This window comes from Streptomyces sp. NPDC002265 (assembly GCF_040296125.1).
In the GTDB taxonomy this organism is placed as follows: Bacteria; Actinomycetota; Actinomycetes; order Streptomycetales; family Streptomycetaceae; genus Streptomyces.
In genome coordinates, this window is sequence record NZ_JBEOWS010000289.1 from 1 (window position 1) to 12635 (window position 12635).

The 12635-nt window shown below is 71.5% G+C and carries 14 protein-coding genes and 1 pseudogene; 8 read left to right on the forward strand and 7 right to left on the reverse strand.

The annotated features are described in order from the left end of the window. The first annotated feature begins 138 nt into the window (after window positions 1-138). Window positions 139-519, forward strand: coding sequence for an antibiotic biosynthesis monooxygenase family protein (locus ABT085_RS35100; protein WP_351617427.1), 381 nt, complete (start codon window positions 139-141; stop codon window positions 517-519). Between the two features lie 90 nt (window positions 520-609). Here the strand turns inward: ABT085_RS35100 and ABT085_RS35105 are convergent, their stop codons facing one another. Continuing rightward, the gene (locus ABT085_RS35105; protein ID WP_351617392.1) at window positions 610-1422 is read right to left on the reverse strand and encodes a hypothetical protein; all 813 of its coding nucleotides are present in this window, start codon (window positions 1420-1422) and stop codon (window positions 610-612) included. A gap of 419 nt (window positions 1423-1841) precedes the next feature. Here ABT085_RS35105 and ABT085_RS35110 point away from each other — a divergent pair, with 419 nt between their 5' ends. The 5 genes from ABT085_RS35110 (at window position 1842) to ABT085_RS35130 (ending at window position 5542) form a co-directional block, all read left to right on the forward strand. After that, the gene (locus tag ABT085_RS35110) at window positions 1842-2444 is read left to right on the forward strand and encodes a hypothetical protein (RefSeq protein WP_351617394.1); all 603 of its coding nucleotides are present in this window, start codon (window positions 1842-1844) and stop codon (window positions 2442-2444) included. Window positions 2445-2607: 163 nt separating this feature from the next. Continuing rightward, window positions 2608-2823, forward strand: coding sequence for a hypothetical protein (locus ABT085_RS35115; RefSeq protein ID WP_351617397.1), 216 nt, complete (start codon window positions 2608-2610; stop codon window positions 2821-2823). 119 nt (window positions 2824-2942) lie between these two features. Next, on the forward strand, window positions 2943-3344 hold the full coding sequence (locus ABT085_RS35120) for a YciI family protein (protein WP_351617399.1): 402 nt from the start codon (window positions 2943-2945) through the stop codon (window positions 3342-3344). Then, a complete protein-coding gene (locus tag ABT085_RS35125) occupies window positions 3341-4597 on the forward strand; it encodes an RNA polymerase sigma factor (protein ID WP_351617401.1) in 1257 nt (418 codons plus the stop codon). Before ABT085_RS35120 ends, ABT085_RS35125 begins: the two co-directional genes overlap by 4 nt. A gap of 387 nt (window positions 4598-4984) precedes the next feature. After that, window positions 4985-5542: a lamin tail domain-containing protein gene (locus tag ABT085_RS35130; RefSeq protein WP_351617403.1), complete on the forward strand. Its 558-nt coding sequence runs from the start codon at window positions 4985-4987 to the stop codon at window positions 5540-5542. A gap of 125 nt (window positions 5543-5667) precedes the next feature. Here the strand turns inward: ABT085_RS35130 and ABT085_RS35135 are convergent, their stop codons facing one another. Further along, window positions 5668-6126, reverse strand: coding sequence for a hypothetical protein (locus ABT085_RS35135; RefSeq protein WP_351617406.1), 459 nt, complete (start codon window positions 6124-6126; stop codon window positions 5668-5670). 160 nt (window positions 6127-6286) lie between these two features. Between ABT085_RS35135 and ABT085_RS35140 the strand changes: the two genes are divergently transcribed. Together ABT085_RS35140 and ABT085_RS35145 are read left to right on the forward strand one after the other, a co-directional pair. Beyond that, a complete protein-coding gene (locus tag ABT085_RS35140) occupies window positions 6287-6640 on the forward strand; it encodes a VOC family protein (protein WP_351617409.1) in 354 nt (117 codons plus the stop codon). A 257-nt stretch (window positions 6641-6897) separates the two neighbouring features. Further along, a pseudogene (locus tag ABT085_RS35145) lies at window positions 6898-7551 on the forward strand (phosphatase PAP2 family protein); the annotation flags it as partial. 183 nt (window positions 7552-7734) lie between these two features. Here ABT085_RS35145 and ABT085_RS35150 read toward each other — a convergent pair. The 5 genes from ABT085_RS35150 to ABT085_RS35170 all read right to left on the reverse strand — a co-directional run. Further along, the gene (locus ABT085_RS35150; RefSeq protein ID WP_351617412.1) at window positions 7735-9060 is read right to left on the reverse strand and encodes a glutamate-1-semialdehyde 2,1-aminomutase; all 1326 of its coding nucleotides are present in this window, start codon (window positions 9058-9060) and stop codon (window positions 7735-7737) included. 7 nt (window positions 9061-9067) lie between these two features. Beyond that, entirely contained in the window at window positions 9068-9619 is a 552-nt protein-coding gene (rfbC, locus tag ABT085_RS35155; RefSeq protein ID WP_351617414.1) for a dTDP-4-dehydrorhamnose 3,5-epimerase, read from the reverse strand. Then, on the reverse strand, window positions 9616-10848 hold the full coding sequence (locus ABT085_RS35160) for a polysaccharide pyruvyl transferase family protein (protein ID WP_351617416.1): 1233 nt from the start codon (window positions 10846-10848) through the stop codon (window positions 9616-9618). The genes rfbC and ABT085_RS35160 overlap by 4 nt, the downstream gene beginning before the upstream one ends. Then, window positions 10845-11792, reverse strand: coding sequence for a glycosyltransferase family 2 protein (locus ABT085_RS35165; RefSeq protein WP_351617424.1), 948 nt, complete (start codon window positions 11790-11792; stop codon window positions 10845-10847). The genes ABT085_RS35160 and ABT085_RS35165 overlap by 4 nt, the downstream gene beginning before the upstream one ends. Continuing rightward, window positions 11789-12635 (reverse strand): MATE family efflux transporter (locus ABT085_RS35170; protein WP_502982876.1); only part of this gene is annotated, 847 nt, incomplete at its 5' end. The genes ABT085_RS35165 and ABT085_RS35170, both read right to left, overlap by 4 nt.

Here is a 12635-nt window from a genome sequence, read left to right on the forward strand (position 1 = left end):
GACCACCCCACGAGGGCGGTCGCACCACTGCCGGTCCGGCATGTCCGCAAGGGGTTCACGTACACCCCGTGCCGCGCGCTGAAGCGTCGTCGGGAAAGACGCTGGATCGCGGGGCGCATCCCGCCCTACGGTGACGCCATGAGCGATCAGCCGGAAGCACCTGTCGAGCCCTTCGAGGCCCATGAACCCCCCTACTACGCCGTCGTCTTCACCACCGTGCGAACCCAGGACCAGAGCGGCTACGGCGAGACCAACGCACGCATGGAGGAGCTGGTGAAGGACGTTCCCGGGTACCTGGGGATGGACCATGCGCAGACCCCTGGCGGGCTGGGCATCACGGTCGCGTACTTCCGCGACGCCGACGCCCTCACGCAGTGGCGGACCCATGCCGAGCACCGCGCGGCGCAGCAGCGCGGGCGGGACCGGTGGTACGAGAGCTACACCCTGCATGTGGCGAAGGTGGAGCGCAGTCACGGGTTCAGGCGGGCGGAGGCGCCGGGGAGCGTGACAGCGGGCTGACCGGTCCAGGCCCCCCGAGGTCGGGCATCCCGTCCTGACCGCGGTGCCGCCGGGCCGTCCCCGGCGACACCGAGTCAGGCGTGGTGAGCGTCAGTTGCTCTGCGGGAAGTCCTTGCGCTTGATCTTGGCGCGGCGCCCGTCGGGGTGGTGGAACACGATTCCCTCGGCCAGGTGCCCCGGGGCGTACCGGCTCTCGAGTTTGTCGAGGAGGTCCCGCAGGCCCGAGTAACTGCGCGGCACGTCCTGGTAGATCGGGATCTCGAGGTTGAACGGCACGCACAGGTGGTCGTCCAGTGCCAGGGGGTTTCCCTGGATGCGCGGGCCCAGTGCCTCGCAGGGGTGCTCGTCGTCCGGCCAGCCGGAGACGTCGGTGTTGCGGGCGGCGGCCAGGATCCACTTGTCGTCGGCCGCGTACTCGTCCGTGTCGACGTACCAGCCGTCCACGATGCCCTGCTGCTTCTGCGCCTTGCTGGGGTTTCGGCGCTTCTCCACCCGTACCAGCCGGCCGGAACGAACGGTGAGCCGGACGTTGGTGCCGTCGAGCTTCTCGGTCGGAGTCCCCTCGCCCGCGAAGACCCAAGCGCATTCGGCGCGCGGCCGGTCGATGACCCGGAAGTGGTCGTCCCGTTCGAACAGGGTGGGGATCTTCTCCATGACCTGCATACCCTTTCGGACCTGTCGGATGAGTTCTTCTGCGTCGATCACCCCCGCGGCCAGTCCGCCCGCCAGGGAGCGCACCAGATCGGCCACCGACACCTCGGCTTCGACCGCGACGCGCTTGAGCGCCTTCTTCTCCTCGGGCGAGACCCATGCCACCAGCCGGGACCAGCCCTCCGGCGGAGTCCAACGGGCCGGTGCCTGGGGGTCCTTGCGGGGGCGACCTCGCCCTCTTGTTTCGGGCATGGCAAGAAGCTAGGGGGAGGCGTGATGTTGTGTCAATTGGCATAACAGAAAATACAGTTGGTGAGCTGATGCGCGACGACGCACGGCGGCACAGGCTCCTCCGGCTCCAAGGCCCCGGGCTCAGGCCTTGGTGCGGGACTGCCCGACGGGCAGCCGACTCGGCTTCTTCTCAGGGCAATTACCCCTGCACCGGGACAATGCCGAATGCGGCCCCGCGACGAACGGGTCCCCAAACACGGGAACCGGACCGCATGCCAAGCGAGGCGCCTCATAATCACCGGCAACAGGCAGGGCTTCCAAAGGAGTTGGGGCCCGTGCCGAGATTTCGCGGTCGAGTTCCGGCACCCACGACGGGGCGGGTGCGCCCGGACGCCCGGCACACGCCGACGACCGCGATTCCGATATTCAGGAGGACATTCATGGCAGAACGGGATCCGAAAGACCGAGCGGGGACGGCCGCGGCATCCCGCGCGCCGCAGTGGGCCGAGAGCGGTCCGGCGACCTGGCAGCCGGCGCTGGAGACCGACCGTGTCCGCTCGGCCGCCGCAGGCCTCGGGGCGTTGAGGCTGGCCCGGCGGGAGCCCGGCAGGGCGGGCGAGGCCCTGCGTGGCATCGTGCTCGCGGTCGGTTCGGCGGCCGGCCTGGCCGTGATGGGGCTGGTCCTGTCCCGGTTCGAGGATTCGGGCTGGACGGGAATCTTCCGTGGGCTGGCCATCGCTCTGCTCGCGGGTGTTCTGATCGGCCTGATCCGGGCGGTGCGCGGGATGGTGCGGGCCCGGATGGCGGTCTACGTCTACGACCACGGTCTGGTCGGCACGGCCCGCGGCCGCGCCAGGGCGATCCGTTGGGAGCAGGCGACGCAGATCGTCGTCTTCTCCAGCGAGGGCGTGCACATATCCGCGGGGGGCCGGCCGATGGTCATCCCGGCCGATGTGGTCGGCGCGGGAGCGGACCGGGCCGAGTTCCTGGACGCCGTCGTGTCACCGCTGGAGCAGCGGGGCGTCGAGGTCCGACGCTTCTGACCGTCCCCGTGGGCGCCGACGTCCCCACGGCGCCCACGGCCCACGTCGTCGGCGTCGGGCCGGCGCCCGGGAACGGCTGACGGCGGAGCCGTTCCCGCGTCCCTATTTCGTCCCTGGCGAAGCGGTTACGATCTTGCGAACTCGAATGGGGAGGAAAATCGTCGTGGGTATGGGGCTTGCCGGGCTGCCCGACAGAGAGTGGATGATCAAGGACGCGAAGGGTCGTAAGCACAGCTACGACTCCGCGGAAGAAGCGTTCGAGGAGCTGCACGAGTACGGGGAGGGCGCGACGGTGTGGACCCGCGAGGTGTACCGAGCCATGTTCGTCACCAAGTCGGTCGAGGGGTGGAAGCAGGTTCCTCGTCCTCGTGGCGATTGAACCTGATCGGGTCGGCAAAGCGGGGCCAGTTCTTCCAGGCGATGTAGAGAACCCCTCGACGGCTCCGTTCATGGGGTGAGCGCGCCCGGCCGGGCCGCATTGACGATCAAGGAGTTCACGTGCCGAAGTTCCTGCTCATGGTCGACCACGACGGCGGAGTGTTCGAGCAGCCGATGGACGAGTGGGCCCCCGACGACATCGCGGCGCACTTCGACTACTACGCGGCGCTGACCGAGGAGTTGGTCGAGAGCGGTGAGATGGTGCACTTCACCGGGCTGGCCGACCCGCGCCTGGCCCGGATCGTGCGCTCGGACGGCGTCGCTGCTCCGGTGGTGACGGACGGCCCGTTCCCGGAGTCCAAGGAGGTCCTGGCCGGGTTCAACGTGGTCGATGTGGAGTCCGAGGCGCGGGCCGTGGAGATCGCCGCGAGGATCTCGGCGGTGCCCGGCCCCGGCGGGGTGCCCACACAGCAGCCGGTCCAGGTGCGGCAGGTGATGAACGACACCGCGTTCGACCTGTGACCGGACGGCCCTGCGTCGAGGACCTGCTGCGCACGCTGGCGCCGCAGGTCCTCGGCCTGCTCGTGCGACGGCTGGGCGACTTCGACGCATGCGAGGACGCGGTCCAGGAAGCCCTGATCGCCGCCGCCCGGCACTGGCCCGAGCACGGGGTGCCGGAGAGCCCGCGGGGCTGGCTGCTGCGGACCGCCACGCGCCGCTACACCGACCAGGTGCGCAGCGAGACGGCACGACGGCAGCGCGAGGAACGGGTGGCGAGGGAACCGGCCCCGGCCGAGATCCCGGCAGCCGACGACTGTCTGGCGGTGCTGTTCATGTGCTGCCATCCCGAGCTCACCCCCGCCTCGGCGATCGCCCTGACGCTCCGGGCCGTCGGCGGCCTGACCACCGCCCAGATCGCGGCCGCCTACCTGGTGCCCGAGGCGACGATGGCCCAGCGCATCAGCCGGGCCAAGCAGCGCCTGAAGACGTCGGCGGTACGGTTCGACGTACCCGTGCCGGGCTCGCCCGACTGGCCGGGGCGGCTGCGGTCCGTGCTGCGCGTGCTGTATCTGCTGTTCAACGAGGGTTACACCGCCTCCGCGGGTACGACGCTGCACCGTGCGGACCTCTCCGGTGAGGCCGTCCGGCTGGCCCGGCAGGTGCACCGGATCCTGCCGGACGAGGGCGAGGCGGCCGGGCTGCTGGCCCTGATGCTGCTGACCGAGGCCCGCCGGCCCGCGCGCACCGGCCCGCACGGCGAGCTGGTCCCGCTGGCCGAGCAGGACCGCACCCTGTGGGACCGGCGCCTGGTCCGGGAAGGCACCGCGCTGCTGATCGGCACCTTCGTCCACGGGCAACGGCCCGGCGAATACCGGTTGCAGGCCGCCGTCGCGGCCGTCCACGACCGCGCCGCCCACACCAGGGACACCGACTGGCCGCAGATCCTTGGCCTTTACGAGTTGCTGGAGCAGGTGACGGGCAGTCCGCTGGTCACCCTCAACCGCGCGGTCGCCCTCGCGATGACCGACACCCCGGCCGCCGCCCTGGCCCTGCTGGACCGGCTCGACGACGGCGGCCGCGGACCGCTGACCGGTCATCACCGTGCGCACGCGGTGCGAGCCCATCTGCTGGAGATGGCCGGAGAGCCGGAGGCGGCCGTGCACCACTACCGCCTCGCGGCGGCCCTGACCGCCAGCACGCCCGAACAGCGCTACCTCACGGCCAGGGCCGCCGGGCTGAACCAGCGTCTACGGCCGACCGGGACGGCCGGCTGAGCAGGCCGGGTGCTCCGGTACCGGCGACAGGGCGGGCACGGGTCACCACGGAGCGGAGGGCCGTTACTCACTTTCGGGTGACGGCCTTCTCGCTCCCGGCCCGGTGTGGAGCGGCGATCGGGCGGTGATCCCCAACGCCCGCACGGGTCGTCAGTCTGTGAGGGCGTCAAGTACGGGCACTGCCGACATACATGAGTGATACATCCAAGAGTCACGGAAATATGGGCAACTTGTAACAGCAGCCGGTTTCCAGCTCAAAGCCTCCGCATTGCGGACAGAGTGTGTGTGCGGCCGCAAAAAGGGGCCGTGCCCTCGTACACCGCGTCGGTGCCGCGGCGGCCCGCAAGGCCGCTTCCGCACCGACGCCCGCACCATCAGGGGGACTTCATGTCCGCATCTGTCTTTGCCAACGCCCGCTCCCTCTCCGCTCGCCGTCTGGCCGCTGCCGCGCTGGCGGCCGGCGCCGTGGTGGGCGTGGCGGCGCTGCCGGCGTCCGCTGCCGGAGTGGCCCGGCCGCACCAGCCGCAGGTGAAGATCACGGCCGTGCAGGCCGATTCCCCCGGACGTGACGAGCGCTCCGATCGCTCGCTGAACAAGGAATGGGTCGAGCTGAGCAACACCACGCGCCAGGCGGTCAACCTCGACGGCTGGACCCTGCGCGACAACGTCGGCCGCACCTACGTCTTCCACCACTACCGCCTGGGCGGACACGGCACGGTCCGTATCCACACCGGCCAGGGCCGTGACACCCGTACCGACCTGTACCAGGACCGCCGCAACCACGTCTGGGACAACGACCGCGGCACCATCACCCTGCGCGACAACCGCGGCCGCTTCGTCGACGACGAGTCCTGGGGCCGCAACGGCCACCAGGGCGACAACCGCGGCCACGGTGACAACCGCGGCCACGGTGACGACCACCGTCGGGGCGGCAACCGTCACTGACCCCGCACACCGTCTCCGGGCGGCTGGATTCGCCCCTCGGACACGGTGACGACACGGCGGCGTGCCGACCCCACAAGGGCCCGGCACGCCGTCGGCATCTGCAGGAAACTCCGGGCACTGCGCTCTCAGTCGAACGCCACGACCAGGCGGACCCCGTCGTCACCGAAGCGGCCGGCCAGAGCCTTCATCACGGCGAAGACATGGGGCCAGTGAGTCTTCGCACCCAGGACGGAGCCCGCGGTCGGTGGTTCGCCCACGAAGTGCTCCGGCTCAGTCGCAGGGTCGAGGGAGGCGAGCTCTCCCCAGCTGACCCAGCTCGCGCCGTCCATCTCGCCTCGCTCGATCCACGAGCCCAGATGCGAACGCATACCGCTCGACAGATCAGCGGGAAGACCACGAGCGGCCGCAAGCGGCGGGAAGCCCGCGTAGTTGCGCACTCCGAAGAGGAGGCCGAACGCCTTGTAGTCGGTCTCGTCGTAGAGCGGCCACAGATCCATGGCGGTCACCCAAGGCTCGCCGTCATAGTCGTCGGTGCCGGCGTAGGTGTGACGAAACTCGATACCGCCGTAGATGTCCGTGCCCATGACGGCGCACCCTAACGGCCTCGGTCCGCACGACGCACCTCACTATTGAAGGCCGGCGACGGAGTGGAGGCACGCTCCGGTCGGTCCATCCCGGTGATCACCGTCGGGATCTGCCGGTGACGGGCGGGCCGTCGGTCCGTGCGGGTGGGAGGATGGCGGTATGGAACGCGTGCTTGGAATCGGCGGGTACTTCATGCGGGCCACCGACCCGGTGGCATTGAGTGCGTGGTATCGCGACTGCCTGGGTCTGGACGTCGACGACAACGGTGTGTGGCATCAGGGAGACGGGCCGACGGTGTTCGCGACGTTCGCGGCCGATACCGACTACTTCGGCTCCGGCGCCCAGCAGACCATGCTCAATTTCCGGGTCGGCGACCTGGAGGCGATGCTCGCGCAACTGCGGGCCCAGGGAGCGGACGTGGCGAAGGAGACACAGGACATGGAGGGTATCGGCCGATTCGGCTGGGTCACCGATCCGGAGGGCAATCGGATCGAACTCTGGCAACCCGCCTGACCGTGAAGTGCCGGCGCGCTTCGCGCCGCGTCACCGCGGACTTCCCAACCGCCGTGTGGCGCGCCCGCATTGTTGGTTAGGGTGGCGAGCGGAGACCGCTCGCGGTGCCCATGGCCGGAGCGTTGGACAGGGCCGCGGCTTGTGGTTGCACGGGGACGGGGGCATGAACCAGTGCTGCACATGACGGACAGGCAAGTCACCGAAGGCGGAACGGACGGCTTACGAAGCGCCGCGGGGCGACCGGACGCGGTGGGCGTGTGACCGGCCGGTCGGCGCCCGTGGTGCCGCCGTTGCTGCGCAGGTGGTTAGGGCTCACCGCGCTCCTTGCCGCGCTCGTGGTCGTCGTGCTCGGTGTCCGGTACGGCGGCGAGAGCGAGCCCGGCACGGTGGACGCGCGGATCGGGACGGCGCTGTACGGTGCGGGGCCGCGGTGGCGGCATGTCGCGCTGGCCCTGGACTTTCTGGGGGAGCCCGGGGGATCGGTGCTGCTGGTCGGGGTCATCGTGACGGGCTGCCTGCTGTTTCGGCGTCCTCGGGCGGCGGTGCTCGTCGTCGCCGGGGCCGGGGTGGCCGTGGTGACGGCGACACTGCTCAAGTCCGTCGTGGGACGCACCATCCACGGAGACCACCTGTCCTACCCGAGCGGGCACACCGCCTTCGCCACCGCGCTCGCGCTGGCCGTGGCGCTGACCGCGACCGGCAGGCCCGGCCTCGGCAGGGCGGCCGGACTGTCACTCGTACTCGCCGCCGCGCTGATCACCGGCACGGCGATGGGCTGGGCGCAGGTCACCCTGGGCGCGCACTACCCGACCGACGCCCTCGGCGGCTGGTGCACCGCGCTGGCGGTGGTCCCGGCGACCGCGTGGCTGCTCGACCGGACAGCCGACCGGATCTCCGGCCGGCCGGCCGATCGGCTGCCAGGCCGGATGCCCGGCCGCGGCGCCGACCGGCGTACGGACCGGCCGGCCGAGCGGGCAGTCGATCAACCGGCCGATCGACCGGCCGATCACGCGGCGGGTCAGTCAGGCGATCCGGCGGTCGACGCCGTTCGCCGGGAACACCGCTGACGTCAGGTCACCGCACATCACGTCACATCACACCAAGCGGCGGAACACGGGCTTCACCGGTCGGCCGACCAGCCAGGGGGTGGGGTCGGCCGCGTCCAGTGCCTTGCGGTAGACCGCGCAGGCCTGGGCCACCACCTCGACGGTGTGGTCGATGTCGGTGTCGTCCAGCGCGCTGCTCACCACGAACGACGGGGCCAGCACCCCGCCCGCGAGGAGCCGGCGCAGGAACAGGGTGCGGTACTCCTGCGACGGCCGGCCGTGTTCGTCGAGCGTGGCGAAGACCAGATTGCTGGCCCGCCCCCGGACGACGATGTGGTCGCCGACGCCCGCATCGGCCGCGGCCGCCCGGACACCGGCGGCCAGCCGCTCGCCGAGGGCGTGCAGCCGCGCGGTGATGCCCTCTTCGGTGTAGGTGGTGAGCACGGCCATCGCGGCCGCCAGGGAGTGCGTCTCCGCGCCGTGCGTGGTGGACAGCAGGAACACCCGGTCGCCGGAGTGCCGCAGCCCGCCCCGCTCCATCAGCTCGCGGCGCCCGGCCAGCGCGGAGACGGCGAATCCGTTGCCCAGCGCCTTGCCGAACGTGGACAGGTCGGGCACGACGCCGTACAGGCCCTGGGCGCCCGCCTCGGACCAGCGCAGGCCGGTGATCATCTCGTCGAAGACCAGGACGCAGCCGTGCCGGTCGGCCAGGTCGCGCAGCCCGGCGAGGTAGCCGGGCGGCGGCTCGCACTGGGCGGCCGGTTCGAGGATCAGACAGGCGACCTCGCCCTCGTACCGGGTGAGCAGCTCCTCCGTGGCGGCCAGGTCCCCGTACGGGAACGTCACCGTCAGTTCGTTGGTCTCCGACGGAATGCCGGCGGACATCGGCGTGGTGCCGATGAACCAGTCGTCGACGGAGAAGAACGGATGGTCGGCGCAGATCGCCACCCGGGGACGCCCGGTGGCGGCACGCGCCAGGCGCACCGCGGCGGTCGTGGCGTCGGAGCCGTTCTTGGCGAACTTCACCATCTCGGCGGTCGGCACCGTGGCCAGGAAGCGTTCCGCGGCCTCGACCTCGACGATGGACGGCCGTACGAAGTTGCTGCCGCGGTCGAGTTCGCGCCGTACCGCCTCGTTCACCCGCGGGTGGGCGTGGCCGAGGCTGACCGACCGCAGCCCGGAGCCGTACTCGATGTAGCGATTGCCGTCGATGTCCCATACGTGGGCACCGCTGCCGTGGCTGATGACCGGGGCCAGGTCCTCGGGGTACTGGTCGTCGCCCTTGGCGTAGGTGTGTGCGCCCCCGGGGATCAGGGCGTGCAGCCGCTCGTTGGCGGTCCGCGACAGGGGCAGGTGGAGCTCTTCGGTGTCCACGGGTACCTCAACTTTCTCTGTGCTTCAGGACCTCGGCGAGGCTCGGCGCCTCACGGTCCCGTCGGGACATCGATGTGACCGGCAGCGGCCAGGCAATGGCGAGTTCCGGGTCGTCGAAGGCGATCGTCACGTCCTCGGCCGGATCGTGCGGGCGGTCGATCCGGTACGAGGTGTCGGCGGTCTCGGTCAGCGCTTGGAAGCCGTGCGCGCACCCCGCCGGGATGTACAGGGTCGCCTGGGTCTCGCCGGACAGCTCGAAGGTGGCCACGTTGCGGTACGTCGGAGAGTCCGCCCGCAGGTCCACGACGACGTCGAAGATCCGTCCGTACGAGCAGCGCACCAGCTTGGCCTCGCCCGCACCGGAGCGCAGATGCAGTCCGCGCAGCACGCCGCCGGCCGAGCGCGACACGCTGTCCTGGATGAAGGCGTGCGGGTCGAGCCCCACCGAGCGGACGACGTCGGCGTCGAACGTGCGGCAGAAGAAGCCGCGTTCGTCGGCGTACGGGGTCGGCTCGAAGAGGAACGCACCGGTGATCGCCGGGACTTCGGTCGCTCTCATGGGGTCTCCCGCGGGGCGTGGGCGTCGTCGGCCGCCGGGAACAGGGCCGCGGTCAGGGCGGTGAACTGGCGGTCGAGGTGCCGGACGGCGTCCTGGTTGCGCTCGGCGAGGGTCCGCCGCAGGTCAGCAGAGTTCTTCTCCAGCTCCCGGAACTGCTCGAGCAGCCGGTCGGCGTCGACCTCGCGGGCCGGATGGATGTACGTCCCCAGCCCCATCCCGGCCAAGAGCGCGTCGCTCTTGGCCGCGTAGCTGAGCGCGAGGGTCGGTGTGCCGGCCTTCAGCGCGCAGATCAGATTGTGGTAACGCGTAGCCACCACAGCGCCGGCGCCAGCCGTCTCCTTCATCAGGTCGGCCAGTGAGGCAGTCTCGGCGACGGTGACCAGCGGCGAGTCCACCGCGTCGAGGATCGCTGCGACCACCGGCGCGTCGACCTGGTCGCCGGTCAGCAGCCGGACCGGTCTGCCCTCCTCGACGAGGGTCCGGACGAACCGGGTCGTCCCGTCGAGGTAGCGCCGGTGGATCTCCTCGGCCCTGGCGCGGTCGTCGTCGCTGCCGTGGAAGGCCATGACACCGACGCAGACCCGTCCCGGCGCGTCCGGGGGAGTGCTCACCGTCGGGGCCGGCAGGGAGAACGCGAGGTCCGGGTGGACCTCGTCGCGCGCGGTGTCCACGCCCATCGCCCGCATGGCGTCACGGGAGGGGGCGTCGCGGTACGACCGGTACGCGGCAAGGCGCGCGGACCAGCGCACCAGGGTCCGGGTCGCCCGGTTGCCGATCGGCGCGGCGCCGACGCCGACCAGCGCCACCTTGGTGCCGGACAGCCGGCCGGACGCGCACAGCAGGAACAGCGCGTACGGGAAGCCCCACGGCCGCAGCGGCAGTGTGGCCTCCAGGACACCCATGCCCGGGACGATCACCACGTCGTGCCCCCGCACCCAGGAGGCGGTGCGGAAGACGTCGACGAGTTTGCCCAGCCCCTTGCCCGCGACCGCGCCGAGCCGTGACGCGGTCCGGTACTCCCCGCGGTACCAGTGCAGCCGCGTCGCGGGGATCCCGTACCGGGCCGTGACGGCCTTGGGCCCGCCGCACAGCGCGTCCACCGCCGCTCCCGGGTGCCGGTCCCGGAGGTATCCGAGTACGGCTTCGAGGGAGCCGTCGTTGCCGAGGTTGCCGGAGCCGAGCAGGCCGAACACCCCGACCCGCACCGGTCTTCCGTGCGCGGGTGTCATGACTGCCTGCCCTCACGGCCGGCGACCAGGGCGTCGACGGAGACGGCGAGCCGTTCCGGGTCGGCCGGGGCGCGGTCCTCGACCCGCTCGCCGGCGCCCGGCCGGACCCGGCTGGTCATCCACGCGGCCAGATGGCCGAAGCAGGCGCGCCGGTCGGCCGGGGACAGCGGCGCCCGCCGGATCGCCGAGGCGAAGCCCCAGACGTACTCGGCGAGCAGCCGGGGCGTCGGGTGCAGCAAGCCGGCCCGGCGCGGGTCCAGGTTGACGCACCGGGAACGCTTGGACGGGTTCGCCCGCTCGGCCCGGGTGGGGTGGTCGCGGCGGAAGTACAGCACCTGCGGCACCTGGTGGAAGGGCCCGTGCAGGGTGATCTCGGCGACGTAGGTGCGGTCCGCGTGGTGGTAGCTGTCCATCGGCTTCACACGGCGCAGCACGTCGGTCCGCATCACCCCGTAGAAGTCGTCGCCGCCGGGCTCGAACAGCAGACTGCGAAAGCGCTCCGGGGCGTGCGGCGACTCGGTGGCGAGACCGTACTCGTAGGGGACCTTCACGCGGGCGTCGCCGTCGATGACCGCCTGGCCGGTGTGCGCGAGGATCATCTCCGGTCGCTCGTCCAGCGCCTCCACGCAGACCCGCAGCAGGTCCCGGCCGTACAGGTCGTCGTGCGAGGCCCACTTGAACAGTTCGCCGCGGGACTCGGCGAGCACGAGGTTGTGGTTCGGGGTGGCGCCGATGTTGCGGGGCAGCCGCAGGTAGCGGATGCGGGAGTCCTTCGCCGCGTACCGGCGGCAGATGTCCTCGGTCCCGTCGGTCGAGGCGTTGTCGGAGACGACCAGCTCGAAGTCCTCGTAGGTCTGGCCGAGCAGGGCGTCGAACGACTCGGCCAGGTACTCCTCGCCGTTGTAGACGGGCAGGCCGATGCTCAGCCTGGGTTGCGCTGTCATGACGTCCTCACTTCGCGGATCGGTTCTTGAGCGTGCTCGCGCAGGGCGGAGCGCAGTTGCAGCCACCACACGGCCGAGCCGCTGACGGTCGCGGCGGCGGCGCCCCAGGCCGAGCCGACCGCGCCGGCGGCGGCCGCGCCGCCGAGCCCGCCGCCGACGTAGCAGACGGAGGCGAACAACTGGCAGCGCAGGCTGCGCCGGGCCGCGCCGAGCGCGCGCAGCCCGGCCGCCGCGCCGGTGCCCAGGCCCGCGCCGGCGACGCCGAGGCTGATCGGCACGATGAGCTGGGAGGCGGAGTGCCAGACGTCTCCGAGTGCCAGCTCGCCGAGCCGTCCGGGTACCAGCAGCAGCGCCGCGCCCCAGAGCAACGAGCCGGCGGCCTGCCCCCCGCCGAGGAGCAGGCAGAACCTGGCCAGCCGCTGCGGGGCCTTGCGCAGTACCCGTGCCGCCTCCGGGACGGTGACCAGCGAAAGCCCCATCAGTACGGCGAGGAACGGGCCCATGAGGAGCTCGGCGCCCCGCACGGCCCCTACCGCGCTGACCCCGACGATCACGCCGACCCCGTACGCACGCAACTGGCTCGCGCCACTGAGACTCACGTTCTCGACCAGGTACCGGTAGCCGAGGTCACGCTGCTCGCGCAGCCATCCGCGTGCCTGCGCCACCCGGGGCCGGATGCCGGACTGGACGCAGCCGTAGCCCGCCGCCACCGTGGCGGACGCGCCCCAGGCGAGCACGAAGGCGGCCACACTGCCCACACGGGCAGCCACCACCATGGCCGGGATCAGGGCGACACCCCACACGACGTCGTTGAGGAACGCCTTGCGCCCGCTGCCCGCAGCG